This is a genomic window from Nocardiopsis sp. NPDC055879 (assembly GCF_053615935.1).
In genome coordinates this window covers 300,393-324,760 of sequence record NZ_JBSHCT010000003.1, presented here as the reverse complement: position 1 = coordinate 324,760, position 24,368 = coordinate 300,393, and the positions used below count along the sequence as shown (strand labels likewise).

General features: G+C 69.1%; 18 protein-coding genes and 3 CRISPR repeat arrays. Of the genes, 1 reads left to right on the top strand and 17 read right to left on the bottom strand.

The features are described from left to right. Positions 1-164: 164 nt before the first annotated feature. The 15 genes from ACWGKS_RS05480 to ACWGKS_RS05410 form a co-directional block, all read right to left on the bottom strand. Positions 165-1,655 (bottom strand): outer membrane protein assembly factor BamB family protein, encoded by a 1,491-nt coding sequence (locus ACWGKS_RS05480; protein ID WP_452521836.1) that lies wholly within the window; start codon positions 1,653-1,655, stop codon positions 165-167. An 18-nt stretch (positions 1,656-1,673) separates the two neighbouring features. After that, a complete protein-coding gene (locus ACWGKS_RS05475; protein ID WP_452521834.1) occupies positions 1,674-2,036 on the bottom strand; it encodes a hypothetical protein in 363 nt (120 codons plus the stop codon). A 69-nt stretch (positions 2,037-2,105) separates the two neighbouring features. After that, entirely contained in the window at positions 2,106-2,753 is a 648-nt protein-coding gene (locus ACWGKS_RS05470) for a VOC family protein (protein WP_452521832.1), read from the bottom strand. Between the two features lie 40 nt (positions 2,754-2,793). Continuing rightward, positions 2,794-3,255, bottom strand: coding sequence for a PPOX class F420-dependent oxidoreductase (locus ACWGKS_RS05465; RefSeq protein WP_452521830.1), 462 nt, complete (start codon positions 3,253-3,255; stop codon positions 2,794-2,796). A gap of 82 nt (positions 3,256-3,337) precedes the next feature. Next, the gene (locus ACWGKS_RS05460) at positions 3,338-4,108 is read right to left on the bottom strand and encodes an endo alpha-1,4 polygalactosaminidase (RefSeq protein ID WP_452521829.1); all 771 of its coding nucleotides are present in this window, start codon (positions 4,106-4,108) and stop codon (positions 3,338-3,340) included. A 172-nt stretch (positions 4,109-4,280) separates the two neighbouring features. Beyond that, positions 4,281-6,574: direct repeats of the CRISPR family, unit length 29 nt; unit sequence GGGTCCATCCCCGCGTGCGCGGGGAGCAG. Positions 6,575-6,665: 91 nt separating this feature from the next. Continuing rightward, positions 6,666-7,022, bottom strand: coding sequence for a type I-E CRISPR-associated endoribonuclease Cas2e (gene cas2e / locus ACWGKS_RS05455; protein ID WP_452521828.1), 357 nt, complete (start codon positions 7,020-7,022; stop codon positions 6,666-6,668). Next, a complete protein-coding gene (gene cas1e / locus ACWGKS_RS05450) occupies positions 7,019-7,954 on the bottom strand; it encodes a type I-E CRISPR-associated endonuclease Cas1e (protein WP_452521827.1) in 936 nt (311 codons plus the stop codon). Before cas1e ends, cas2e begins: the two co-directional genes overlap by 4 nt. Then, the gene (gene cas6e, locus ACWGKS_RS05445; RefSeq protein WP_358513867.1) at positions 7,954-8,688 is read right to left on the bottom strand and encodes a type I-E CRISPR-associated protein Cas6/Cse3/CasE; all 735 of its coding nucleotides are present in this window, start codon (positions 8,686-8,688) and stop codon (positions 7,954-7,956) included. Before cas6e ends, cas1e begins: the two co-directional genes overlap by 1 nt. Then, entirely contained in the window at positions 8,688-9,422 is a 735-nt protein-coding gene (cas5e, locus tag ACWGKS_RS05440) for a type I-E CRISPR-associated protein Cas5/CasD (protein ID WP_358513869.1), read from the bottom strand. The genes cas6e and cas5e overlap by 1 nt, the downstream gene beginning before the upstream one ends. Next, complete coding sequence (gene cas7e / locus ACWGKS_RS05435) at positions 9,419-10,606, bottom strand: type I-E CRISPR-associated protein Cas7/Cse4/CasC (RefSeq protein ID WP_358513871.1); 1,188 nt, start codon at positions 10,604-10,606, stop codon at positions 9,419-9,421. The genes cas5e and cas7e overlap by 4 nt, the downstream gene beginning before the upstream one ends. A gap of 75 nt (positions 10,607-10,681) precedes the next feature. After that, positions 10,682-11,323, bottom strand: coding sequence for a type I-E CRISPR-associated protein Cse2/CasB (gene casB, locus ACWGKS_RS05430; protein ID WP_358513873.1), 642 nt, complete (start codon positions 11,321-11,323; stop codon positions 10,682-10,684). Beyond that, the gene (gene casA / locus ACWGKS_RS05425; RefSeq protein ID WP_358513875.1) at positions 11,320-13,089 is read right to left on the bottom strand and encodes a type I-E CRISPR-associated protein Cse1/CasA; all 1,770 of its coding nucleotides are present in this window, start codon (positions 13,087-13,089) and stop codon (positions 11,320-11,322) included. Before casA ends, casB begins: the two co-directional genes overlap by 4 nt. Next, a complete protein-coding gene (gene cas3 / locus ACWGKS_RS05420; RefSeq protein WP_452521826.1) occupies positions 13,079-15,988 on the bottom strand; it encodes a CRISPR-associated helicase Cas3' in 2,910 nt (969 codons plus the stop codon). Before cas3 ends, casA begins: the two co-directional genes overlap by 11 nt. A 131-nt stretch (positions 15,989-16,119) precedes the next feature. Next, positions 16,120-18,346: direct repeats of the CRISPR family, unit length 29 nt; unit sequence GGGGTCATCCCCGCGTGCGCGGGGAGCAG. A 100-nt stretch (positions 18,347-18,446) separates the two neighbouring features. After that, the gene (cyaB, locus tag ACWGKS_RS05415) at positions 18,447-19,046 is read right to left on the bottom strand and encodes a class IV adenylate cyclase (protein WP_358513879.1); all 600 of its coding nucleotides are present in this window, start codon (positions 19,044-19,046) and stop codon (positions 18,447-18,449) included. Between the two features lie 6 nt (positions 19,047-19,052). Continuing rightward, positions 19,053-20,432, bottom strand: coding sequence for a hypothetical protein (locus ACWGKS_RS05410; RefSeq protein ID WP_358513881.1), 1,380 nt, complete (start codon positions 20,430-20,432; stop codon positions 19,053-19,055). 168 nt (positions 20,433-20,600) lie between these two features. Here ACWGKS_RS05410 and ACWGKS_RS05405 point away from each other — a divergent pair, with 168 nt between their 5' ends. After that, positions 20,601-22,067 (top strand): peptide deformylase, encoded by a 1,467-nt coding sequence (locus tag ACWGKS_RS05405; protein ID WP_452521823.1) that lies wholly within the window; start codon positions 20,601-20,603, stop codon positions 22,065-22,067. A gap of 55 nt (positions 22,068-22,122) precedes the next feature. Further along, positions 22,123-23,250: direct repeats of the CRISPR family, unit length 29 nt; unit sequence GGGTCCATCCCCGCGTGCGCGGGGAGCAG. Positions 23,251-23,419: 169 nt separating this feature from the next. Here ACWGKS_RS05405 and ACWGKS_RS05400 read toward each other — a convergent pair. Beyond that, entirely contained in the window at positions 23,420-23,821 is a 402-nt protein-coding gene (locus tag ACWGKS_RS05400; protein WP_358516116.1) for a hypothetical protein, read from the bottom strand. After that, positions 23,818-24,342, bottom strand: coding sequence for an ATP-binding protein (locus tag ACWGKS_RS05395; protein ID WP_358516118.1), 525 nt, complete (start codon positions 24,340-24,342; stop codon positions 23,818-23,820). Before ACWGKS_RS05395 ends, ACWGKS_RS05400 begins: the two co-directional genes overlap by 4 nt. Positions 24,343-24,368: the final 26 nt, after the last annotated feature.

Here is a 24,368-nt window from a genome sequence, read left to right as displayed (position 1 = left end):
GCCCCCGTTCCACAGGAGAGTGGCGGCGGGTGTGCGACATGTGTTCCCCTGTTCGATCGGGTTCGTGGGAGGAGGTTGTGGGTGCTGCGGTACCCGGCGGCCTCGGTGGGAAAACCGTGGCCGGCGAGAGTTGGACGAACCCGGGAACGCGCCTCGACCGGACTTCAGGGCACCAGACCGTGGACCGGGGGCAGGCCGTCGTCCTGGTACCCGGCGGCGACGTAGGTGACGACCGCTCCGGGGACCGCGACGAGGCTCTGGCGGTTGCTCCCCTGCCCTAGGTCGGGGTCGAAGAGACGTTCGCCGTCGAACCGGATCCAGCGCGGTGTGCCCGCGCGTTCGGTGTCGGTGTCCTCCGTCGGGACGGCCAGCACGGCGCGATCGCCCTCTTCGATCCCCGCCTCTTCGACCTCGCTCGTCCTCCGCTCGTTGACGGCGGAGACCAGCGCACCTTCCAGCACGGCGGTGGGGCCATCGAGGTAGTGGCCGATGTTCCACTCGACCTCGACGCTGGAGACGACCTCGCCGTCGGAGTCGGACTTCTTCAGCCGTCGAGGACCGAGCGCCTCCGGCTCGTTCTGGGCGACCACGGCACCCTCGGTGTCGGCGGCCAGGGTGCCGGGGGCCATCTCGTACTGGTGGTACTCCTGCTCAGGATGGTCTGGGACGACATCGACCGGCTCTCCGGTGTTCAGGCCGAACAGACTTTCCCCGGCCGCGACCACGGGGTCCCCGTCGCTCCACGTCCTGGGCCGAACGATGTCGGCGTCGTCCCACTCCAAACGTCGGGACGGCTCCACTTCCGCATGCCAGAGCTCATCACCGGTCGTGGTGTCCAGGACGACCAAGGTCCGCTTCGCGTCCTCGGGCCGCCCCACTCGGTCGAGGGCCAGCGTCAACCCGATGTCTCCACTCTCCAGATCACCATCGTCGAAATGTTCCTCGTCCAGGCAGGTCCTGGAGACCAATAGACGGTCGCCGTACAGTCGCGTCCGCACGCTTTCCCCGGGCAGGCAAACGCGGCCGGTTTCCCGGGTCAGGGGGTACTCCCACTCGGGTTCCGCGGAGTCGAGGTCGTACCCCACCACGGAGCCGCCTCCGTCGTCTTCCTTGACCTCCATCATCCGATCGGCGTTCACGTGCCGCCGGGAGTCAGCGTCCTCGTGTTCGGGCAGCGTCGCCTCCCGGACGATCTCGCCGGTGGCGGTGTCCAACACGAGGATGGTGCCTGGTGCCGCGCGGCCCTCCCGGTGCATGAAATAGGCGTGCGACTCGTCCCCCCGGACGAACCCGAACCCGAGGATCTCGGAGTAGGAACGCCGGTAGGTCCACAACTCTTCTCCGGTGGCCCCGTCCAACCCGACGAAACCGTCCCCGTACCGAACGACCGGGCCCCGGAGGCCGCGTCCCACATCCTGGATCGGCTGTTCCGGCTCCCAGGACCACCCCACCCGGGCGACGTCGGTGGGGAACGGTTCGGGTTCGCCCGCAGCCGCGACCCGGTGTTCGACTTCCACCCAGGTGGTGAGCACCGGGGTCAGGGCAGTGACCATGAGCAGGGCCGTCGCACCGGCGACCAGGCCACCGAGCAGGGCCTTCCAACCACCACCGGTTACCGTTATGGGAGCGAAGACCAGCAGCACGATCCCCAGCACGACCGCGCCGATACCGCCCTACACCTGGAACGCCTCAGTCAGGTACAGGCCACCTTCGGACACGGACGATGCTACGTAGTGGGTCGGGAAAGCCCACCAGGCCAACCCCATGGCCGTGGCGGCGACCAAAAATCGGAGCACGAGGCCGGCGGCGGATCCTTGGTCTTCGTCATCGGCCGGTGCGGAGCCTCGGTCGCGTCGGATGTTGATCCGCACCACCGGCACCATGAACGCCATGAAGAGCAGCAGGACCACAGGGATGGTGAAGTCCTCCGCCGCCTCGGAATCGATCCCGGCCAAGCGGACCACGGTCAAGACCACACCCCCGGCCATGGTCGCTATCCCGGCCCATCCGAGCACGCCTGCGTTCCGCCCGCCCACGCCCCACTCCCTGTCCACTTGTGCCCTGCTTGTCACCGTTCGTACGCAGGGAGCAGCCTATGGTTCGACTCAGCGCAGGACGAACTCGCCCTTCGGTCCACGCAGGACCGCCTCAAGCAACGGACTGGAGCCTTCGGTGAGGTCCAAGTCGACGCCGAACGCGGACAGGGCTGGGGCGAGCGCGGCCGGCTCGGGGTGTTCGGCGCGCAGGGACACAAGTTCCAGGGTGGGCAGGTCCCCCAGGCCGGGCTGCGGCGTACTCCCCCAGTCGATGAGGAAGGGCACCGGCTCGGGGTAGGCCTCGGGTTCCCGTTTGGCCAGGTGCCAGCGAAGGACATCGCCCTCGGGGGTGGCCCGGGACCAGGGTTCGACGTCACCGGGATCGTGCCCCACGGCGCGGGCCCGCTCCACCACCGTGGTCAGGTCCTCGTCGACCCGGGCCGCGAAGGTCGCCAGGTGGGGGCGTTCCAGGTCGGCCAGACCGAACACCCGCACCGGACCGGGGTCGGCGCGTTCGGGGTCCGGACCCACGATCTCCAGGTAGTGGGGCGCGCGCTCACCGTTCACCGTGAGAGCGACCAGGGCGTTGGCCGAACCGACCGGGTGCCGGCCGCCCTGGGACGGAGCGACACCGGTGCGTTCCGCGAAGGCGGATACCGCCGCCGCCAGGTCCGGGACGGCGTAGACCAGGTGGTCGAGGGTTCCGGGGAAGCTCATAGGTGTCCCTTCCGATTCGCACTCACCGTATAGGAGCTGATCAGGCCTTGTCGGCAGGGAACCCTCCGGTGGCGATCGGGCCCCATCGTTCGGCAGTGACCCGGACCAGGGCCTTGCCCTGCTGCCGCATGGCCTGCCGGTACTCGTCCCAATCGGGGTGTTCACCGGCGATCACCCGGAAGTACTCGACGAGGGGTTCGACGGCGTCCTCCCCATCGAGGAGCTCGGCGGTGCCGTCCACCTGAACCCAGGGCCCGTCGAAGTCGTCGGAGAGGACGACCACGCTGACGTGAGGGTCCTTCCGGGCATTACGGGCCTTGGCGCGCTCGGGGTAGGTGGAGACGACGATGCGGCCTTCGACGTCGACCCCGCAGGTCACCGGCGAGGCCTGGGGCGAGCCATCGGCCTTCCGGGTGATGAGCAGCGCGTGGTGTCGAGGACGAACGAAGTCCAGGAGTTCGTCGCGGTCGACCTTGGTGTTGGTGGCGATCTTGCGGGCCATGTTCTCGCTTCCCCGGGTATGCATTCGGTAGCCCCGAAACTACCCGGGTCGCTTCGGCCGAACCTCGTGCCGTTCCGAGGGGTCAGCAGGCGTCGAACACGTGACCGGGTTCGGACTCCGGCACCAGGTCGAGGTCGCGCAGGATCGTTCGCGTGGGCGGACCGGAGTCGCACACTTCGACGAAGGAGGTTCCTGCTTCCTCCAGGTCCTCCGGGTACTCGATGGCGAGCACCTTCTCCTCGCCGTAAACCCGCGTGTAGCCGTCACATTCCGACCAAGCTCCGCAGGACTCGGTGATGGCGAAGTCGAAACCGACCTCCTCCTTACCCCGGTCGGCTTCCTCCACCGTGTTCTTCTGCGCTGCTTCCATACCCCGCTCATGGGTCAGGGCCACGAGGTCCACCGCGAGAGCGAGATTGTCGTCGCTGCTCAGGGCCTCATCGGAGCGCAGGTAGGAGTCGAGGTTGTCGAACTCGACGGCGTCGAACCCCGCTTCGGCACACCGCTCGATGGTGTCGGTGAGCACCTCCGCGATGCGCTCACGTCGGTCCGAGGTCGAGGTGTCCAGGAGGAACTCGTCCGGCCAACCCGGATCCGCCACCGGTTCACCGTCCTCGTCTCGGAGGAGGAGGTCGGGGGTTTCTTGCCAGGAGTCCAGGTCACCCGGCTGTGTCTGGAACCCGTTGACGTAGCAGACCGAGTACAGGTCGGGTTCGGGGTCGGTGGAGGAGTCACGCACCACGATGTCGACCCCCGGTGGGGGTGGGTAGGCCCCGCCGAGTTGGTAGTCGAAGCCGCCTTCCCGGGGAAGGCCTTCCGGTACCTCCGGTGCGCAGCCCGCGAGAAGGAGCATCAGCCCCACCAGAACAAAACCCCCGCACCAACGCCCCAAAACGGCCCCTCCAACCGAGCGCCAACCGCTCAATCAAAAAGCATCCCACCACCCCTGAACCACTTCGGTCGCACCCCCATCCCCGCGTGTGCAGGGAGCAGATGCGCCTGATGGCGACCTCGACGCAGGGATCGGGTCCATTCCCGCGTGCGCGGGGAGCAGACCGCCAGCGGCACCAGCCGCACCAGGGAACCGGGTCCATCCCCGCGTGCGCGGGGAGCAGGCAGAGTCCCCGCGCCGGTCCGGCGCCTCCTTGGGTCCATCCCCGCGTGCGCGGGGAGCAGGGCCACCGAGCTCGGCATGACCCCCGCCGAGTACGCCGAGGGTCCATCCCCGCGTGCGCGGGGAGCAGGGAGACCCGGGGCCCTGCCCATTGCTACGTGGGGGTCCATCCCCGCGTGCGCGGGGAGCAGTGCCACGCGCTGATAGTGCCGCCCACCTTCGCGGGTCCATCCCCGCGTGCGCGGGGAGCAGGGACACGACCTTGTACCTGAACGTGTGGAGCCGGGGTCCATCCCCGCGTGCGCGGGGAGCAGAGCACACCGCACCGCCCTCGGAGCGCTCCGAGGGGTCCATCCCCGCGTGCGCGGGGAGCAGCTCATCGGAGCCAAGCCCCGTATGGGCAAGACGGGTCCATCCCCGCGTGCGCGGGGAGCAGGTGGGGAGCCTCTGCCCTTCGGCCAGTACTCCGGGTCCATCCCCGCGTGCGCGGGGAGCAGGTCGCGCTGAGCGTCTGAGTTCCGGAGATGTTGGATCCATCCCCGCGTGCGCGGGGAGCAGCAACCTCGGCGCGGCGGTCGCCGAGGGTGAGCGGGTCCATCCCCGCGTGCGCGGGGAGCAGGTCCCCGCGGTCCCGCAGTCCTACGCCGAGGCGGGTCCATCCCCGCGTGCGCGGGGAGCAGGCCGTCGGCGATCGACCGGAGCATCGCCCGTAGGGTCCATCCCCGCGTGCGCGGGGAGCAGTCGTGGACCATGCGCACCGTGCGCTTGGCCATGGGTCCATCCCCGCGTGCGCGGGGAGCAGCCCGCCCACCAGGTCCAGGCCGCCGCTGCGGCGGGTCCATCCCCGCGTGCGCGGGGAGCAGGGTGTTCTCTTCGAGGGGGGTGATGGGGAACTGGGTCCATCCCCGCGTGCGCGGGGAGCAGTTCGTGTGTCTGTCGGGTGTGTGCTGGTGGGGGGGTCCATCCCCGCGTGCGCGGGGAGCAGTCCAACGTGCCGACGACGTTCCCGCCGGCCTGGGGTCCATCCCCGCGTGCGCGGGGAGCAGTGGAAGCCGCCACCGAGCTGCTCCACCGAGGTGGGTCCATCCCCGCGTGCGCGGGGAGCAGGCCGCCAACATCCCCCACATCCGAACCCAGCGGGGTCCATCCCCGCGTGCGCGGGGAGCAGCAACCTCGGCGCGGCGGTCGCCGAGGGTGAGCGGGTCCATCCCCGCGTGCGCGGGGAGCAGCGACGTCGACCTCGAACGTGGGCGCGACGACGGGGTCCATCCCCGCGTGCGCGGGGAGCAGTCACGAAGGGACGTAGGCGGGCACGCCGAGCCGGGTCCATCCCCGCGTGCGCGGGGAGCAGGTGACGGTGATCGGCGCCTCGAGGCTTCCGGCGGGTCCATCCCCGCGTGCGCGGGGAGCAGGCCATCGCCGCCCAAGTGACCACCCCCGAGCGGGGTCCATCCCCGCGTGCGCGGGGAGCAGATGAGGTTTCCGCCGAGGAGCTTCAGCAACTTGGGTCCATCCCCGCGTGCGCGGGGAGCAGTCGGAGAACGCCCACGTCTGGGTCGTGGTGGCGGGTCCATCCCCGCGTGCGCGGGGAGCAGCCGGTGTGCAGTTCAACGAGGTCCAGGGCGACGGGTCCATCCCCGCGTGCGCGGGGAGCAGGGCGATGACGGTCACCGGGAAGTCGACGTCACGGGTCCATCCCCGCGTGCGCGGGGAGCAGATCACCGGCATGAACAGGGTCGGGGACCGGGCGGGTCCATCCCCGCGTGCGCGGGGAGCAGGGGGACCCCAACGACATGGTGGCCATCGCCGAGGGTCCATCCCCGCGTGCGCGGGGAGCAGGCCACCTCGGGGCGCCTGTCCGGCGAAGCCACGGGTCCATCCCCGCGTGCGCGGGGAGCAGCCACTGATCCGCTGCGTCGTCGTGCTGGTCTCGGGTCCATCCCCGCGTGCGCGGGGAGCAGCTGTACCTGTCCGACGGGTTCGACCGGATCGTGGGTCCATCCCCGCGTGCGCGGGGAGCAGTGGTCGCTCGAGTACGACCGTGCCGCCGCTGTGGGTCCATCCCCGCGTGCGCGGGGAGCAGAGTGCTTCCCGTGCTTCGGTGCCGGTGTGGGTGGGTCCATCCCCGCGTGCGCGGGGAGCAGACCGAACAGGAACCACAGCCACAGGACCTTCTGGGTCCATCCCCGCGTGCGCGGGGAGCAGTCTCGCTGACCTGCGCGTTTACCAAGCGAACATGCTCAAATTTGCAACTAGTTGCGAGTTGGACACTCGGAACAAAACACGCATAAGCGAATTACCTCCCGAAGCGGCGTCGTTTCGACGCTTTGCTCCAACCCTTCTTCGGTGGCCCGACGCTCCTCTTCACCGGTTCCTCCGGCTTCCTTGGGCGCTGGATCAGCGTCATCCCCTCATGGTCCACCGGCCGCCACTGGTGCTCGAAGGTCTCGAAGGCGAAACCCTGCTCGGTGTCGGTTGAATACACCAACAACGCCCGTCCATTGCCCGCGTACTGCTGCACCTCGTCCCACAACACCTGACGAACACGCGCCGACGGCTTACCGATGAACACCCCCGGCGCGATCTGTAACAACCACCTCGTGAGCAACCCACGCAGCCCGACAGGACAGTTCGTGAGGATCAGCACCATCACCAGATCACCCCGAGATTCCGCCCGGACTCGATGTCCGCGCCTCGATCGACCTGGAGCCCGACCCGATCGGCGTCCTCCACATCCACCCCGGTGGGCAGTAACAGCTTCTTGATGTCCCCGACGCACCGGTCGAGCAGCTGGTCCTGATGGATGCGGTCGCGTAGAGCACGCCGAGTCCTGGCACCCACCTCTTCCTCACCTTCGGCCGCCACGTCGAAGGCCACCGGGATCGCCACGTCCACCTTGTACAGGTCGGCCACGTCGAGCACGAAGGACTGCTCATGCCCCGAATGCACGAACCCAAGCCCCGGCGTACAGCCCAACGCGGCGACCACGGACTGCGCGATTCCGTAGAAGCACTGCGCGGCGGCGGTGACCGCCTGGTTGGGCGCGTCCCCCTCGTCGAACCGCCCGGGCACGTACTTCCGCCCGTGCCACTCGACACCGGTGCGGGCGGCGTTGGCCCGGTAGGCCGCCTTCACCCGGTCGCCTTCGAGCCCCAACAGCTCCCGTCGGCTGCGTCCTTCGACGTCCTCACCGGGGAACCGTTTCAGGTACATGGACCGGGCCACTTCGAGGCGAGTTCGACGGTTGGCCCACGCGGTGGCCTGTGCCTCGACCAGCGCGGAGGACCGGGTGAGGGCGCGGCCTCCGGAGTAGTACCGCACCCCCTGTTCCCCGACCCACACCACACCGGCCCCGCTGTCTCCGAGCAGGGCCATCGCCTGGTGGGTGACCCGGGTACCGGGCCCCAGAAGCAGCACCCCGATGGTCGCCGAGGGCAGGTAGGTCACACCCTCCCCGTCCTCGGCGGTGATCGCGTTGTCCTCACGGTGGATCACGCACCGTTCGAGGTAGACGAAGGAGCTCCGATCACCCACCCGGGTCAGCTCGGCGGGGCTCGACGCCCTCCGTTTACCGGCGGTGGACATCAGTCCACCGGCGCCAGGGTCATGAGTCCACAGCCGTAGGCCTTGGCCCGGCCGATGCCCGAAGTCAACGCCTGGCGCAACGCCTCGGGATCGGTGACGGTCAGCCTCCCGTCGAAGGTCGCCGTGACCACCGGAACCCGCATCCGCTTGCCCTTCCGCTCCGGCCGGGGGTCGGGTTTGTCGAAACCGGCGCTGTCACGGTCGTGCACCATCAACTCGTAGCCGTCGATCTCGGGCAGGGCGGGGTCCGGATCCTTGCGGCGCACCACCTCGAACCCGCGCCGCTCCTGCTTCTTGAGCAACCACCCCGCCTGGTGGCGGGGGGTGACGTGCGCGGTGAGCTTGGTCGGTTCCCCGTCCTTGCGCCGGATGCTGTGCACCGGGTTGGCGGTCAGACGGAAGGCCCAGGTCTGCCCCTCTTCCAGCCTGGACAGGAACCCCGCGTAGTCGTGGGTCCGCCACCAGGTGCCGGGGTCGGCCTTGGGCCACCCGGCCTGTTCCACCAGGTGGGTCAGCTCGGGACGCTCGGGGCTCACCACGTACAGGAACACCTCGGCCTTGGCGTTGCGATCCACCCGCCACAGCACCCGGGGGCCACCCGGCTCCCCGGCCGGAGCTCCCGGGAGGAGTTCGGGAAACCCGCCCAGGACGGCGGCGTGCATCGCCTGAGGAGAGGACAACAACTTGCGGGTGCCGGACCGGTGGGTGTTGAAACGGAATCGGGTCAGGTACATCAGCGGCCTCCCAGCGCGGAGACGGGATCGTGGTCGGGGGGTGAGGTGCGGCGCTCGTACGGGTTGGGCACCGTGACCGAACCGGACCGGACGGCGCGCAGACCGTATCGTCGGTGTCGGGGGTCGAAACTGAGCGGACGGTCGCGCAACGAGTCGGCTCCACCGTCCCTCGGAGAGGCGTCGACCAGGGTGGTCAGCTCGATCTTGGCCCCCTCGCGCCATCCTCGGCGGCGCTGGTACCAGTGACTCGCCCGCCAAGGCTGTCCACGCAACGCCTCCTCGACCGTGCCCGGCTCGGGCGTCCCGAGGTCGAGGGGTCGTGAGGGAGGGCAGGAGCGTCGCCCCAGGTAGGGCAGATAGACCGGCGCGCGCACCGCCCGGTACAGCCGTTCGACCAACTCGGGGTCTCCCTCGACCACGGCCACGAACACGGCGTCGGACAGGTAGAAACGCTCCGAGATCGGCATGGAGACGCCGGTGACCATGTGGTGTGCGGTCTGGTAGTCGCGCACCCGGGTGCCGGGCTGGTCCACCCGCACACCGAAGCGCAGCGCCGCCAGGTCGGACACCTCGGCGGTGCGCTCCCGTCCCAGGGCGGCGGCGAGCAGCCCGACCACCCCGCTCTTGGTGGGCGCGTTCTCCGTGCCACGTCGGGCGAATCGGGAGGAGGAACCCCACGCCTGGAGTGGCCCCGCCAGAACCAGGGGCAGGGTGTGCGTGGCGGGCCCGCTCATGCCGTGGGCGCCTGACGCCGGGCGACGGCGGCGCCGACCTGCTCGACCAGTTCGGGCAGGCTCACCTCGGTTCCCAGACCGGAGAGCTTGGCGGTACGCTCCCCCACCCGGACCACCCAGGTCTCGACGTCGTCGGCGGCCCCGAACGCGCGTTCCACCTCCGGCACGTACTCGGCCAGGCGGGCGCCGGCCTGCGCGACGTGCCCGGCATCGGCCGTGACGGGCTCCTCGAAGGCGCCGACGAAGCTGATGGGCCGTGCGCTGCGCAGCTTCACGATGACCACGTCGGGCAGGGTGTGGTGGCCGAAGGTGTTGATCTTGCCGGTGGGCAGCGACTCCACGAACCCGCGCACGAACGCCTCCACGGCACGGCGCAGCGGTTCGGTGACGGGTTCGTCCTCGCGCAGCCCCTCCCCCAGGTTCCTGCGCAGCAGGTCCACGTCGACGGCCGCGTACCGGTACAGGGTGGCGGAGTTGAACTCCACGGTGCCGATCATGCCGGCGCCGGTCTCCTCCTCGGGGTTCTTGTCGTCGACCGCGGTGTAGTAGTCCGACTCGTTCTCCACCTCGTGCACGCTGATGGCGTGCGCGACCTGGGCGGCGGCGTCCACGTTGATGTCGGCGCCGTCGGCGACCATGCGGCCGAACAGGGCGATGTCGACGGAGTGGTGGGTGTCGGCGATGGACTTGGCGCGGGCCTTGTTGTCCTTGTCCTTGAGGAAGGCCTTGATGTCCTCACGACCCTCGACGGCGAGTTCGGCGAGCCCGTCACGCTGTCGGGCGCTCAGGAACATCAGGTAGGCGGACTCGGGTGCGGGGGCCGGCTCCCCGCTCTTCTTGGCGGCGTCGGCCTTGCGCTTGGGCGGCTCGATCTTGGAGCCGGTGGCGGTCTGGACGGTCTCGGCGGCCAGGGCGAGCGCCTCGGTCTCCTCGATGGAGGGTTCGAGTTCGCGGATGCGCGCGGCGATGAGTTCGGCGACCCGTTTGGTGCGGGTCCCGAGCTCCTGGGGGTCGAGCAGGGCGTCGAAGGCCAGGCGGGTGGCGCGCTTCCAGGCCTGGCTGGAGACCCGGGAGCGGCGGGCGCCGCCGTAGACGGCGGTCTTGGGGGCACCGGTGTCGTCCCGGTTGAGGTTGCTGGGCGGCACGGTCTGCAACACGTGCACGTCGAGAATGGTACGGCTCATGGTGTTCCTCGTCCTGTCGGTACCGAATCTGCGGTGTGCGCGGCGGGGAGCGCTTCGGTGGGGGGTGTCTGGGGGTCAGCCTCGGGCCGCCACCGTCTCCTTCGGTGAATCGCCGGCGGAGCGTTGTGGCCGGTACGCCTGGAAGTCGCGCCCCCAGGTGCGGCGCACGCGTTCGGCCCCGGCGGCGGTGCGGGTGTCGAAGAGTTGGTCGGCCAAAAGGCCGTAGTCGAGCGGGACGTCCTCGGTCCGTAGCAGTTGGACGATCCCCCGCAGTCGATCCAGGCGCGTGCTCCGGCTGCTCGCCGTCTGGGCCTGCACGAACCGTTTGCGCAGGGGTTCGTCGATGTCACCGGCCGGCATGAGCCGACGAACCGCCGCCCCGAACCCGCGACCGCGCCTGTGCATGCCCGACTCTCGCTTGGACTGCTGGTGCAGGGCGTAGAGGGTGAGCGCCTCGTGCACGGCGGCCTCCGCGTGAGGGGTACGCGGATCGTGGACGTCGAAGGTTTCGTAGAAGTCGTGGTCGATGGTGAGTCCCACGAGTTCGGGAACCTCTTCGATGGTCTTGCCCGCGCCTCGGCGGATCTTGGCCAAGGTCGCCACCGCTGCGGACTCATCGCGGAGGTATCCGCCCTGGAGTCGGCGGATCCGCTCGTCCACCGCCTTGCCCACGGCCTTGAGCTCGGGGACGTGGGCGGTGCGGCTCGCTGTGGTCACTGTTCTTCCTCCGTGCTGCTCTCGGAGTCGGTGTCGGGGGTGGTGTCCGGCTCGGGGGCGGCCAGCGTCAGACACTTGCGCAGGGCCTTGCGGAAACGCAGGTCGACGCTGGAGGTGTTGAGCCAGAAGGCACCGTTCTTGGTGTCGAGCACGCGTCCTTCCCAGGACGCCTCACCGGCGGACTCGATGAGTTCGTCGCCCAGGCGCGACACGGTTTCGCGAACGGTGCGTTGCCACCTTCCCCGTCGCCGGTCGGGGTACTCGGGGTCGTTCAGGAGGGAGTCCAGGTCGGCCTCCCCGTCCTGGGGGGTGGCAAGGTCGCGCAGCCAGCCACGGAAGAGCCCGTCCAATTCGCCGAAGCCCCGGTCACGGGCGGTGGCGCGTGGCCCCTCCCCGTCGGCTCCGGCCGCTTGTGCCAGACCGGTAGCCAGGTCGCCCAGGGCGGTGACGGCCTCCTCGGCGTCGGTGACGGCGTCGACGGCCGTCCGCGCCAGCTCCCCGTTGTCCTGGTGGAGGAGGACCACGGGCATGGCGACCACGTCGTCGACGATCTCGTCGATGACGGACTGTTGGGTGCCGTAGACCGCCCCGACCAGACGGGCGCGGACGAGGTATCCCTTGGGCAGGTACCTATCGACGGTGAGTTTCGCGATCCATTCCAGGACGCGGGGGCGCACCTGGTCGGCGGCCTCCTGGCGCTGGTCGGCTCCCCTGACCCTGCCGGTGACCAGTGCTCCCAGGCCGCGCCAGGCGGCGCGGGCCGGGTCGTGTTCACGTGGCAGGTAGACGGTGGGCTCGCGGAGCTTCTTCTCCTGGGCGGGGCTGCGGCGCCAGGCGGACATGGGTTCGCGCGGCTGCATGTTGCGTGGGCTCAGCGGGTCGCCGTAGGAGAGCAGGACACCGTGCGCCCCTTGGCCGTCGTGGTGCAGACGCAACCGGCGCGTCTGCCAGGTGTAGAGGTCGCGCAGACCATGCGGTCGGGCGGCGGCCTCCGCCGCTTCCAGTGGTGCGGCGGTGACGGGTGGGTGTGCCCAGGCCGGCCGGTCGCGTTCGGAATCCGTGTGCAGGTTGGGAGTGTCGAAGGCGATGAGGTTGAGCAGCAGGGTCTGGCGCAGGTCATCACCCTCGACGTGGACCCCGCCGAGGTTGCCCGCCCAACCCACTCCCAGCGGGTAACCTCTGCCACCCTTGGCGCGGGGATCGCCCTCGACTCCCGTCTTGATACCGGAGGAATCGTAGGCGTGGGCGTGCACCACCCAGCGCGCGGCCTCGGCATAACCCAGGCGTTGGGCTCCGTGGAACCGCATGGTGAAGAACCGAGTGCCGTTGGGAACGTCGGCGACCATCTTGTCCAGGGGCGCGTACTCGCCCTTGCTCGTGCGCAGGTCCGCGACCTGGAGGAAGGGGGTACGCGGGTGCAGCAGGTCGAAGCGCTCGGCGTGTTCGTCGAGGTAGGCGCGCACACGGTCCAGTGGGAGGTCCTCCTCCCACAGGTCGGCCCAGTCCTCGATCTCCTGGGGGCCGTCGATGGCGTCGTGCAGGATGGCCAAGAGCAGCCGCAGCAGGGCGAAGTCCTGGGTGGGGACGTCCCCCACCAGTCGGCGCACGTGTTCGGCCTGCTCGAAGACCTCGACCAGGGAAAGCTCGGTTTCGACTCCGTCGGTGCGCAGGACCGGGATCCATGGCCGGCGGGTGAGGTCGAAGGTGGTCGTGTCGGCGGGCGGCGGGGTGGCCGTGGATACAGCGGGGGGTGCCTCAGTCGGCACGGGTGACCTCCAAGCCGTCGGATTCGGTGTAGTGGAGTCGGTGGCCGGCCAGTTCGGCACGGTCGTCCTCGTCCAGGAAAAGGACCAGCTCTCCGGCGATCCAGTGGGCCTCCTTGGCCTGCCACGCCTCGACCAGGTCGGCTTCCAGTTCGGTGATGGCACGGTCGATCATCTGACCGGAGAGGGTGAACTGGTAGGGCAGGCGCAGCCCGCTGGCGGCCAGGGCACGAGCCGCCTTGGGAGCCGGGACGGAGTCGGTGGGCAGTGGCAGACCGCCGCGTCCGCCACTCAGCCAGGGGACGGTGGTGAGCGAGCCATCGCTGTGACGTCGGGCGACCAGGACCTCCAGGCTCTCCCCGGTGTCTCGGACCTGGGCCTTGCCGCTCTGGGTGTCGTCGGCCTCTCCCACCCCGGCGTCCACCCAGCCGATGATCGCTCGGCCATCGCGCGCGGCCGGGTCCAGCAGGAAGGTGCGGGCTCGGACGGCGCGGTCCACCTGCTTGGTCCGTTCCGCGCACAGGGCCTGGTCCATGGCCTCGTGCCACTCCACCGGGGCGATACCGACGTGGTCGTCGACCTCCTCGTAGGCGAACTGGACCAACGGGCTGATGTAGTAGGGCAGTTTGAGCGTGCTCGCCTGGCCGGGGTCGGCCGGCAGGTGGGGACGCAGGACCGCGAGGGCGCGCAGGAGCGGGTATTGGCCGTAGACGGTGCGTGAGCCCTTCACCGGCCGTGGCGGGGACTGGGTCCAGTCGACCCCGGTGACCAGGCAGCGGGCGGCGCGCAGGCGGGGTGGACGTTCGGACTGGTCCTCGCCCCGGGGGTGACGGTGCATACGGCCCATGCGTTGCAGAAGGAGGTCGACGGGGGCCAGGTCGGTGACCATCAGGTCGAAGTCGACGTCAAGGGACTGCTCGACGACCTGACTGGCGACCACGATGCGCCGCTCGGGGCGCTCGCCCCCGAGTGCCACGACCTTGGCGGGTGGCCCGTACTCACGCAGGAGTTGTTCGTCCCGGGCGGCCCGGTCCAGGTCGAGGAAGCGCGAGTGGGCGACGGTGACCGCATCTTCGCCGAAGTGTCCGCGCAGGTGGGCGGCGGTCTCGTGGACCCGGGCGACGGTGTTGCGGATGACCAGGGCGCAGCCACCCTCGTGGAGTTCTCGGTCCAGGCGTTCGGTGAGGGTGGCGAGTTCGTCGTCCAGGGGCTCGATGAGCACGTCGGTGGATCGTCCGGAGAACTCGGCGGGGTACAGGCGCGGCGGCGTGCCGGGGGCCGCGGTGGTGATGAGCGGGTAGGAAGCGGCCTGGGCGACCTCTTCGTAGCCTTCGACCTTGGGGCGTGGGCCTTCGCCCGTGTAGGCCTGGGCCAGTTCACGGCGCCGGTCCGAGGGCAGGGTGGCGGACAGGACGATGACCGGCACCCCGTACCGGCCCAGCCAGGCCAGGGCCCGGTCGAGGTAGGTGTTCATGTAGGTGTCGTAGGCGTGCGCCTCATCGATCACCACAACCTTGCCCGCGAGCGCCAGGTGGCGCAGGGCCAGGTGCTTGCTCTTGAGACCGGCGAAGAGCAGCTGGTCGATGGTACCCACGGCGAAGGAGGAGAGCATGCCCTTCTTGCGACCGCGCAACCACCGGTGGGCTATGAGGGCGGCGGAGCCGGATTCGTCCTCGCGGTCGGTGTCGGTGGCCAGACGGGGGCCGCCTCCGAGGTAGCCGGCGAACTCCTCGTTGAGGTGAGCCTTGGAGTGGGCGAGGAAGATGGAGGTGGCTTCCTCGGGCATGCCCGGGAGGTGGTCCAGCCAGTGGGTGAAGCGGGCGAACATGGCGTTGCTGGTGGCCATCGTGGGGAGCGCGACGAAACAGCCGCCGGCCCCGGTGGAAGCGGCGAGGATCTCCGCCGCGAGCAGGGCCGCCTCGGTCTTGCCCTCGCCCATGGGGGCTTCGATGATCATCAGTCCGGCGCCGGCCATGTGCCGGGCGGCCTGGACTGCCTGTTCCTGCACCGGGCGTGGGCGGGCTCCCTCGGGCAGGTCGAAGCGCGCGGCCAGGAGTTCGGCCGTGGTCCCCGTGGGGTGCTGGGGGTTCCACTGGCGGGGAAGGTCGAGCAGGCGCCAGGCCGCTTCGGTGCGCTCGGGGTCGGTGCCGCGTTCGCCCGGGAAGTAGGGGAAGTAGTCGGAGTTGCTGGCGATCCAGTCGGCGGTGATGACCAGGGCGGTGAGCAGGACCTGGGCGGGTTGGGGGAGCTTGGCCGTACGCCAGGAGGACAGGTGGGCGCCGGCCCCGGTGACTTCGGCAGCCGTGTCCAGGAGTTCGGTCTGGACCCGGTGCCAGATCTCGGCCGCCTTGGGTGTACGCAGAAGTTCGGGGTGGTCGTCGAGCGCGGCGATGGCGCTGTTGGTCGGCGGGATCCCGTGGTGGCCGCCGGCGATGACGGTGAACTGGTGGGTGTCCCGGGGGCGCCAATCGTGCTCGTCGACCAGCCAGTCACGAAGGAGGAGGTGGCCGGCGAGACCGTGCGGGGCGAGATTCCGGTCGGCCATCTGCTTTTGGAGGGGCATGTCCAGGCCCTGGGCACGCATGTCGTCGGCCAGGTGTTCGACCTGGCAGGCGAAGGCGGGCGTGGCCTTGCCGATGTCGTGGGTGGCGGCGAGCCACACCACCAGGGAGCGAGCCGAGGACTCGTCTCCGGAGAGCGCGGAGGTGATGAGCGCGCGGGCCTGTCGCGGAACCCACTCGTCCCAGAGTCTGCCCGCGATGGAGGCGCTGTCGGCCATGTGGCGGTAGAGCGGGAGCCAGCCGTCGGAGTCGAAGTCGTGCTTGGCCCAGGCGCTACGGGCGGCCCTGGAGAGGGAGTCCTTCCAGGGCTGGGCAGGGGGACGGGGGTTCATGGGAGACATCTAAGCGGCAGTGGACGACTGTTCGGGACTGGTTCTAACACCTTCCAGTGGCCGAAAACGGCCAGGTGGCTACTCACCGGTTTTCCGGGCATTTCGGACGGAGGTGTGGTACTCCCTCCCATCCGAGTAGTTGGCGGATCCCCGCGTGCGCGGGGAGCAGCCCGGAGCCTGCCAGTTCCCTTCCTCGTCCAGGGGGTCATCCCCGCGTGCGTGGGGAGCAGGCACAGTCCGGCCGGCACTCCCCGTCGGGGTAGGGGTCATCCCCGCGTGCGCGGGGAGCAGCGCACCCAGGCGTCCCGCGCTTCGGTGGGGCGGGGGTCATCCCCGCGTGCGCGGGGAGCAGCAATCCAAGAGCCGGCCCAGGTGGTGAACGAGGGGGTCATCCCCGCGTGCGCGGGGAGCAGACCCTAGCGGGTGACGGCGTCTTTTTCAGCGTGGGGTCATCCCCGCGTGCGCGGGGAGCAGCCATCATCGACACCAACCTGGACGAGGTCAGTCGGGGTCATCCCCGCGTGCGCGGGGAGCAGACCGTCGCCGGTCCCGGGCGGGATGTTGAGCTGGGGTCATCCCCGCGTGCGCGGGGAGCAGGCATGGAGCACGCGCACGCGCGCGCGGGTGGCGGGGTCATCCCCGCGTGCGCGGGGAGCAGTACCACTGACCATCCGCGGACACGACCGCGCCGGGGTCATCCCCGCGTGCGCGGGGAGCAGGCATCGGGGGCTCCTTGGGGATTGGTGGACCGGGGGTCATCCCCGCGTGCGCGGGGAGCAGTCATAGATCGGGATACCGGCGTCCGAGATCTGGGGGTCATCCCCGCGTGCGCGGGGAGCAGCGAGCTGGTCCTCGACCCCTTCGCCGGGTCCGGGGGTCATCCCCGCGTGCGCGGGGAGCAGGGCGCCCCGGGGTGGTTAACCCTTTTCGCCATGGGGTCATCCCCGCGTGCGCGGGGAGCAGTGACCATGTCCGATTCTGTTTTGAGGCGTCAGGGGGTCATCCCCGCGTGCGCGGGGAGCAGCGCAGCTAGGTCGTCAAGATCAGGCGTGGGTGGGGGTCATCCCCGCGTGCGCGGGGAGCAGCCACGTCGCCCGGACACGACGATGCTGGTGAGGGGGTCATCCCCGCGTGCGCGGGGAGCAGGACCGGAGACGGAAGAACTGAGACGAAGGACTGGGGTCATCCCCGCGTGCGCGGGGAGCAGCCGGTACGGTCGGCCATCGCAGGCCGGCGAAGGGGGTCATCCCCGCGTGCGCGGGGAGCAGGTGATCGCTCATGCGTTCCTCGCTTTCGTGGCGGGGTCATCCCCGCGTGCGCGGGGAGCAGCCCGCGCCCGTCCCCACCGACTTCATAGAGCTGGGGTCATCCCCGCGTGCGCGGGGAGCAGTTCGACCTCCCAACCGGGCTCACCGACGAGACGGGGTCATCCCCGCGTGCGCGGGGAGCAGTCCACCGGGGAGTCGGCCACCACCTGTGTCCAGGGGTCATCCCCGCGTGCGCGGGGAGCAGGCCGGCCACGAACCGCTGCGGGAGCGCTACCAGGGGTCATCCCCGCGTGCGCGGGGAGCAGCTGGAACTGCCGCGCATGGATACCGAAGTCGGGGGGTCATCCCCGCGTGCGCGGGGAGCAGGAACTCGGGGGTTCAACCACACGCGGGAAGGAGGGGTCATCCCCGCGTGCGCGGGGAGCAGGTCTTGGTGATGGACCTGCACACCCACGCGCTGGGGTCATCCCCGCGTGCGCGGGGAGCAGGCCGCTCCCCGGTTCCCGGCCCAACCCCGACAGGGGTCATCCCCGCGTGCGCGGGGAGCAGGCGCCGGCGGATCGTCGCCGGGGCTACACCCAGGGGTCATCCCCGCGTGCGCGGGGAGCAGTCCGGGTCGAACCGCAACGCCATCACGTCGTGGGGGTCATCCCCGCGTGCGCGGGGAGCAGGCCGCTTACCGGGTCCAGGCCCACACCTACGGGGGGTCATCCCCGCGTGCGCGGGGAGCAGGGCAGGGAGGAACCCATGGCCCACACGCGCTTGGGGTCATCCCCGCGTGCGCGGGGAGCAGTGTATGTGGTGGTGGCAGGACGTTGACGGGTGGGGGTCATCCCCGCGTGCGCGGGGAGCAGCCGGGCGCGGGACCGATCCGAGTCTCAGTCTCGGGGTCATCCCCGCGTGCGCGGGGAGCAGTCGACAGGGTTGGGTAGCATGGAGATGTCTTTCGGGGTCATCCCCGCGTGCGCGGGGAGCAGGCATGCGGTGCGGGGAAGTTGCGTCGGCATCGGGGGTCATCCCCGCGTGCGCGGGGAGCAGGCCGACCCGTCACGGCGCTTGACCTCGACGTCGGGGTCATCCCCGCGTGCGCGGGGAGCAGTCTCGTTGACCTGCGAGTTTACCCGGTGACCATGGCCAAATCTGCAACTTGTTGGAACTTGGACACCAAGCCACCTTCTTCACAAAGGGAACATACTGGTTCAACGGGCAGCATCGAGAAAGGGATGCGGGTTCGCCTGGGCCTCCAGCACCAAGTCTCGATACGGCAGAGTCACCACCGAACAGGACTGCAGCCCCAAGAGTTGCTCGGTCCTCTCTAACCGGAGAACAACATCTTCACGAGTGTCTTCGGAGACGATCTCGGTCTCCACGAACGATCCCAGTCCCGTGATCGTGTCCACCACCACCGATAGCCCCGGCCGGTGAGGGATTCGGTGGCAGATACGTGCTTTTTCGACACGGGCCAGCGTGATCATGCCCAAGGCTTCCAAAAGACGATGGGCATGCTCAGCCTGGCTGATGTCCGCCAAGGCCACGTTGGTCTCCTTCTTGGCCACGACACCATCGGCGCTGTGGGTGGTGGCGTCGGATGCGGGCTTGTAAGTGACCTCGCAGCTGTCTTTCGTCTCACGGACCCGTAAGCACTCCACCGTTTTGAGGAAGTCAACATCGGGCCGACTGTAGTAGGTGTCGACCTCCACTATCGGCCCTGTGGCGACAAACCCCGACTCTTCCAATCGCCGCTCCAGCGCCTCAGGGTTCGCCAAAACCCGCTTGCGTTCGATCTCGACCAGGGACACCGGAGGTCATTCCCTTCCAGGGGTGAGGCCCGCGTACACGCGGGCGAGATTGTGTTTACTGAACGACTCTCGTACACCGGTCAGCGCCTTGGTCAGCATCGCAGAATCCCCCATGGGGATGTTGCGGAAGAGCACGAGTTGCTTGGCGTCCCACAACGGGTTGGCGAGTCGTTTGGCCAGGTAACGGTTGTAGTAGTGACGCTGCCGGACCACGATGTCCTCCATGCCGACGGGCAACAGTACGGTCGGATGAGCAGAGTTGGCCCGCGCGGAGTTGACCGCGAACTCGGTGAGCAGTTCGTCGGTCGTGAGATACGCGTAGGTCTCGCGCCCCTCACGGACGCTCCATTCGTTCCAGACCTGTAAGCATGTGACGTCACCCTCCTCCACGGCTGTGAGGAAGCCGTTCAGGGCCACGTCTGTACAGGTGTCGAAGATGTCCCCGTCGACGGTGCGATGGTCGGCGTAGGGTTCGCTGAGCACATCCAGCATGTCTCGATGGGTTCGGGGCAGCCACTCGGGTTCGGTGAGGGTGTAGTGCACGAGCTTGTGTCCGGTGTGTGCGTCCAACCATTCCGCCGACAGCGGTCCGTCCAGCACTGGGACGAAGCCCAATACTCCGGAGCGCCACACGTGGTCCCGGAAGGTGATGTAGTGGCGCTGGATCTCGCGGAACAAACCGATGGGCGCGTTGATCACGGCGCAGGTATTCACATCCAGGTCCGCGATCTCCACGATCCTCGAATCCTGCCGAGCCACGGACTGGTCCTGAACGTGGTGGTAGGGGTGCTTTCCGTGCTCCAGGTAATGCGGGGTGAACATACGTAGGAAGTGCAGCCAGGAAGGCTCGTCGTAGACGTGTGTGACCCGTTCGTGCAGGCTCCGGTCCCGAACGGAGAACAGGTCCCTGTAGACGAAATATCCGTAAGGTTCGATCACCGAGCCGAGCACACGGATGAGCGAGTGCAGCCCGCTGTAGCCACCCCCGTAGGAGTAGACCTCGTGCACCAGTGCCGAGGCGCTGACCACATCGGCGGGGCGTGGCAGGAGCAATTCCAGGTCTTGGACGAAGCCGTGGGTGAGTTCGCATGTGCCGACTGCGTTGAACTCGTTGATGGCGTGCGACAGAGCATGTGATTCGACGCCGGGAACCTCGATCAGGGTCAAGTCCACGGGGCGCCCTTCCCAACGACGCTCGCGCAGGCGGGCGGCCAGGAAGTTCACGGCTGCCCCGCCTCCGGGGCCGACCTCCACCACGTGGGGGCGTCGGGAGTCCACTTGTCCCAGTGCGCGCAGCACGAAGGAGGCCTTCTCTTCGCCATGGGTGTTCGCTGCGACATCCAGGTAGTTGGGGGCGGACTTGTGTTCGGTGGCGAACACGGCCAATGGACACCTCCTCGATCGGGGAAACGCGCTGGGCCCGACAACCGGACGGGGCACGGCGGTGATGATGTTTCAAGGAGAGCCGAGGGCCGCTGGGTGAAGCCAGAATGAGACGGATTCAGTCACGATTCATTCAGATGATCACGCTGCGTGTGCGCGATAATCGGCTGTATGACCTCCCCTTCCCCCGACGGTTTCCGAACGGCCCTCGCCCACTGGCGCAAGCAGCGCCGCATGACGAAGAAGGCCCTCGCCGAGGCGATGGGTTTCGACCCCTCCTACGTCAGTCACGTCGAGTCCGGTCGCTATCCCCCGAGTGAGGAGTTCGCCCGCCTGGCCGAGCAGAAGCTGTCCACCGGTGGTGAGCTCTGGCGATCCTGGCAGATGGCCCCCGGCGTACAACCCACGTCCGCCGGGAACGGAGAGTTGTTCGTCGACCTCGATCACGCGGAATTGCGCTATTACGAGGGCACCTACACCGCTTCCATGCGGCGACGTGTGGTCAACGGCGGCAACGAACCGGTCACCCGCTACTTGGTGCGTATCAGCGTCGACCGCTACCCGGGCCGCCCAGAACTGTCGAATGAGCTCTACCGCAACCATCCGCTCACGTGGGAACAGCTGCGCCTGACCGCCTCATGCGACGGCGAACCCATGGCATGGGTGCCCAAGCACGACCGGGATTCCTTCAAGGAGGTCTGGTTGAGCTTCGAGAACCAGGACTCGATGTTCTCCCTCTACCCGGGGCAGGCCGCCGTACTCGAATACTCCTACGTCGTCGGATCCGACCAATGGGGACGGTGGTTCCAGCGCGCCATCCGACTACCGACCAGGGCGGTCAGTGTGGAACTGCGCTTCCCCGATTCGATGAACCCCAGGGTGTGGGGCACCGAGACTTCCAGCACGGCCGCCGCCGTACCACTGCGATCGGCCATACAGCGCCGAGAAGAAGACGGCGAAGTCTCGTTCATCTGGCACACGAACGACCCTCCGATCGGCGCCCGCTACCGGTTGGAGTGGCAGTGGCGAAACAGCCCTGAGCAGGGCGTCGAGGCCCGTCCCTTGCTCCGCACGGCCAGCGATCGTATGCGAGCGGCCGGGATCGTGCAGGAGGGCGCGGAACTACTCACGCGGGTTTCTCGACCTTTCCGTCTGCCTGCGGAGGCAGAGGAAGCAGAAGAGGTCGTCGACCAACTGCATCGCGCCGTCCAACGGGTACGCGACCATCATCACTTCGGTAAGGGCATGGGGTTGGCGGCGCCGCAGATCGACATCGACCGTGCGGCGGCCATCGTCCTGCCTCCAGATCCCGATGCTTCAGCGATGGTCCTACTCAACCCGACGATCATCAGCGAGTCCGGCGCCACCGATTCCCAGTACGAGGGGTGCCTGAGCTTCTTCGACGTACGCGGGCTGGTTCCCCGTCCGCGCCGTATCGAGGTCGAGCACACGAGGTCGGACGGGTCCACCGCCATCGCGGTGTTTACCAATGCTCTGGCCCGCCTCGTGGCACATGAGGTGGACCACCTACACGGTATGACGTACAAGGACCGGATGGTTGAAGGGACCTCCCCCATCCCGGTGGAGGAATACCGGGGAACCGGCAAGTCCTGGAACTACGACCGCGACACGGTGTAGATGTCCCTGGCAAAGTTCGGGCCGTGGTCCTAACCCCCGCGTCGACCCCAAGGGGAGGTCCATCCCCGCGTGCGCGGGGAGCAGCGAATCCAGGGCGACGGCGGAAACGTCGACGTGGGTCCATCCCCGCGTGCGCGGGGAGCAGCGCCCCGAGGTGTTGTGCTTGGGCAGCCGGTAGGGTCCATCCCCGCGTGCGCGGGGAGCAGGCGACCTTCTTGGTGTCGATCCGGGTGGGAATGGGTCCATCCCCGCGTGCGCGGGGAGCAGCACCCCCCAATGAGACACACCCCGCTCATCCCGGGTCCATCCCCGCGTGCGCGGGGAGCAGAGTGCCGCAGCACGTCACCCAGAACTCGTTCAGGGTCCATCCCCGCGTGCGCGGGGAGCAGATCGGAGCCTGATCCGGGCCACGGCCATTCATGGGTCCATCCCCGCGTGCGCGGGGAGCAGGAGGTCGCACGCAGCGGCGACAGTGTGGACGTGGGTCCATCCCCGCGTGCGCGGGGAGCAGCGGTCGGGGGACCGGGTCAGGAGGGCCCACCGGGGTCCATCCCCGCGTGCGCGGGGAGCAGTTGCCCTCGGTTTCCTGCCTGTAGCCCTCAGGGGGTCCATCCCCGCGTGCGCGGGGAGCAGGGTCCTCACACGGCGCGCGCGGCGGGGCCGGCGGGTCCATCCCCGCGTGCGCGGGGAGCAGTTGGCGGTCGGGTTGTCCGGCATGGGTGATGCGGGTCCATCCCCGCGTGCGCGGGGAGCAGCGATGCCGATCTGTGCGAGTGCGGCCTTCTGCGGGGTCCATCCCCGCGTGCGCGGGGAGCAGGCTTCGGCCGGGGTGGTCGGCCACGTGATGGGGGGTCCATCCCCGCGTGCGCGGGGAGCAGCTGCCCCGGGGCGGCACGGTAGACCTCTGCAAGGGTCCATCCCCGCGTGCGCGGGGAGCAGCTGCAAACCGCGGGGCTGCTATGGCCCGAGTCGGGTCCATCCCCGCGTGCGCGGGGAGCAGTCCAGCGAGGGCACACATAGGCCCCGTTCCCAGGGTCCATCCCCGCGTGCGCGGGGAGCAGGCCCGCCCGCCGTCGTGGACGTCCCGGGTGGTGGGTCCATCCCCGCGTGCGCGGGGAGCAGAAAAGCCGACTCCGGCAGCGAAGTGAACGACAGGGTCCATCCCCGCGTGCGCGGGGAGCAGTCTCGCTGACCTGCATCTTTACCCGGCGAACATGCTCGAATCTGCAACTTGTTGAGAGTTGGACACCAGGACCTTTTCTTCACAAAGGGGACTAATCGAGCCTTCGGGGCTCCTCACGCTGTTGTCAACGGTATCGGAGGAGCCCCAGCTTTGAGGGACAGCCGTGGCGTTACAGCAATCCGGCGGTGAGGTGGTGGGCGAAGGCACCGGCTAAGGCTGCCAGGGTGTAGCCGAACAGGGGCCAGGCGATGCGGCGGCGTCGGCGGGGCTTGCGGTGGCTGTGCGGACGCCGGGGGCGACGCGGGAGCGGCGGGCGTTCTGGGCGTGGGCGAGGCACCCACGGGCCGTCGTCAGGGGCCGGTCGGGGGTGCGGGACCAGGGGTTTCGGCGGCCGGCCGGGTGTGGGCGTGGGTTCGTGTGGACGTTGGGGCGCCCAAGCACTCCATCCGTCGAGGAGGGCCACCCGGCGCTGTTCGCGACGTGGCGGTGCCGGGTGGGTGCGGGAGAATCGGCGGCCTCGGGGTGCCTCCAGCACCGCGCGCATCTCGGAGGAGATCGGGTCGGCGCTCACCGGTCGGCCTCCGTGGTGGTGAGGGTGAATTCAGCCCATACGAGGGTGCCCAGCCCGGCGCAGAACGGAAAGTCCACCACCGGTCGACTCCCCCAGCGGGTGGCCAGATGTTCGATGAGCAACAGTCCACGGCCGCGTTCGGCCTCCTCCCATTCGGTGGCGGTGCGCTGGTGCGGGATGCGCGGGAGGGTGGGAGCTTCTTCGCGGGCACCGTCGTCAATGGTGGACACGCACAGGGTGTGTGCGGTGGGCATGGACAAGGTGCGCAGCACCCGACCGTCGTGTTGGCCGGAGCGGGAGTGATCGCAAGCATTGGCGAACATCTCGCTGGCGCAGAGAACGATGGTCTCGGACTGGTCCGAGCAGAGACCTTCGAGGCGGTGCAGGTCGGCGCGCAGGTCTTCTCGAACCCAAGCGGCTTGAGCCAAGTCACCGGGGTAGACGCGACCGGCCCACCGTCGCCCGGCGAAGGGCGGGGTGGGGGTGTGGAAAGGCGCGCGGGAACGCGGCACAATGGGCATGACGCACAACTCCTTATGGAGAGAGT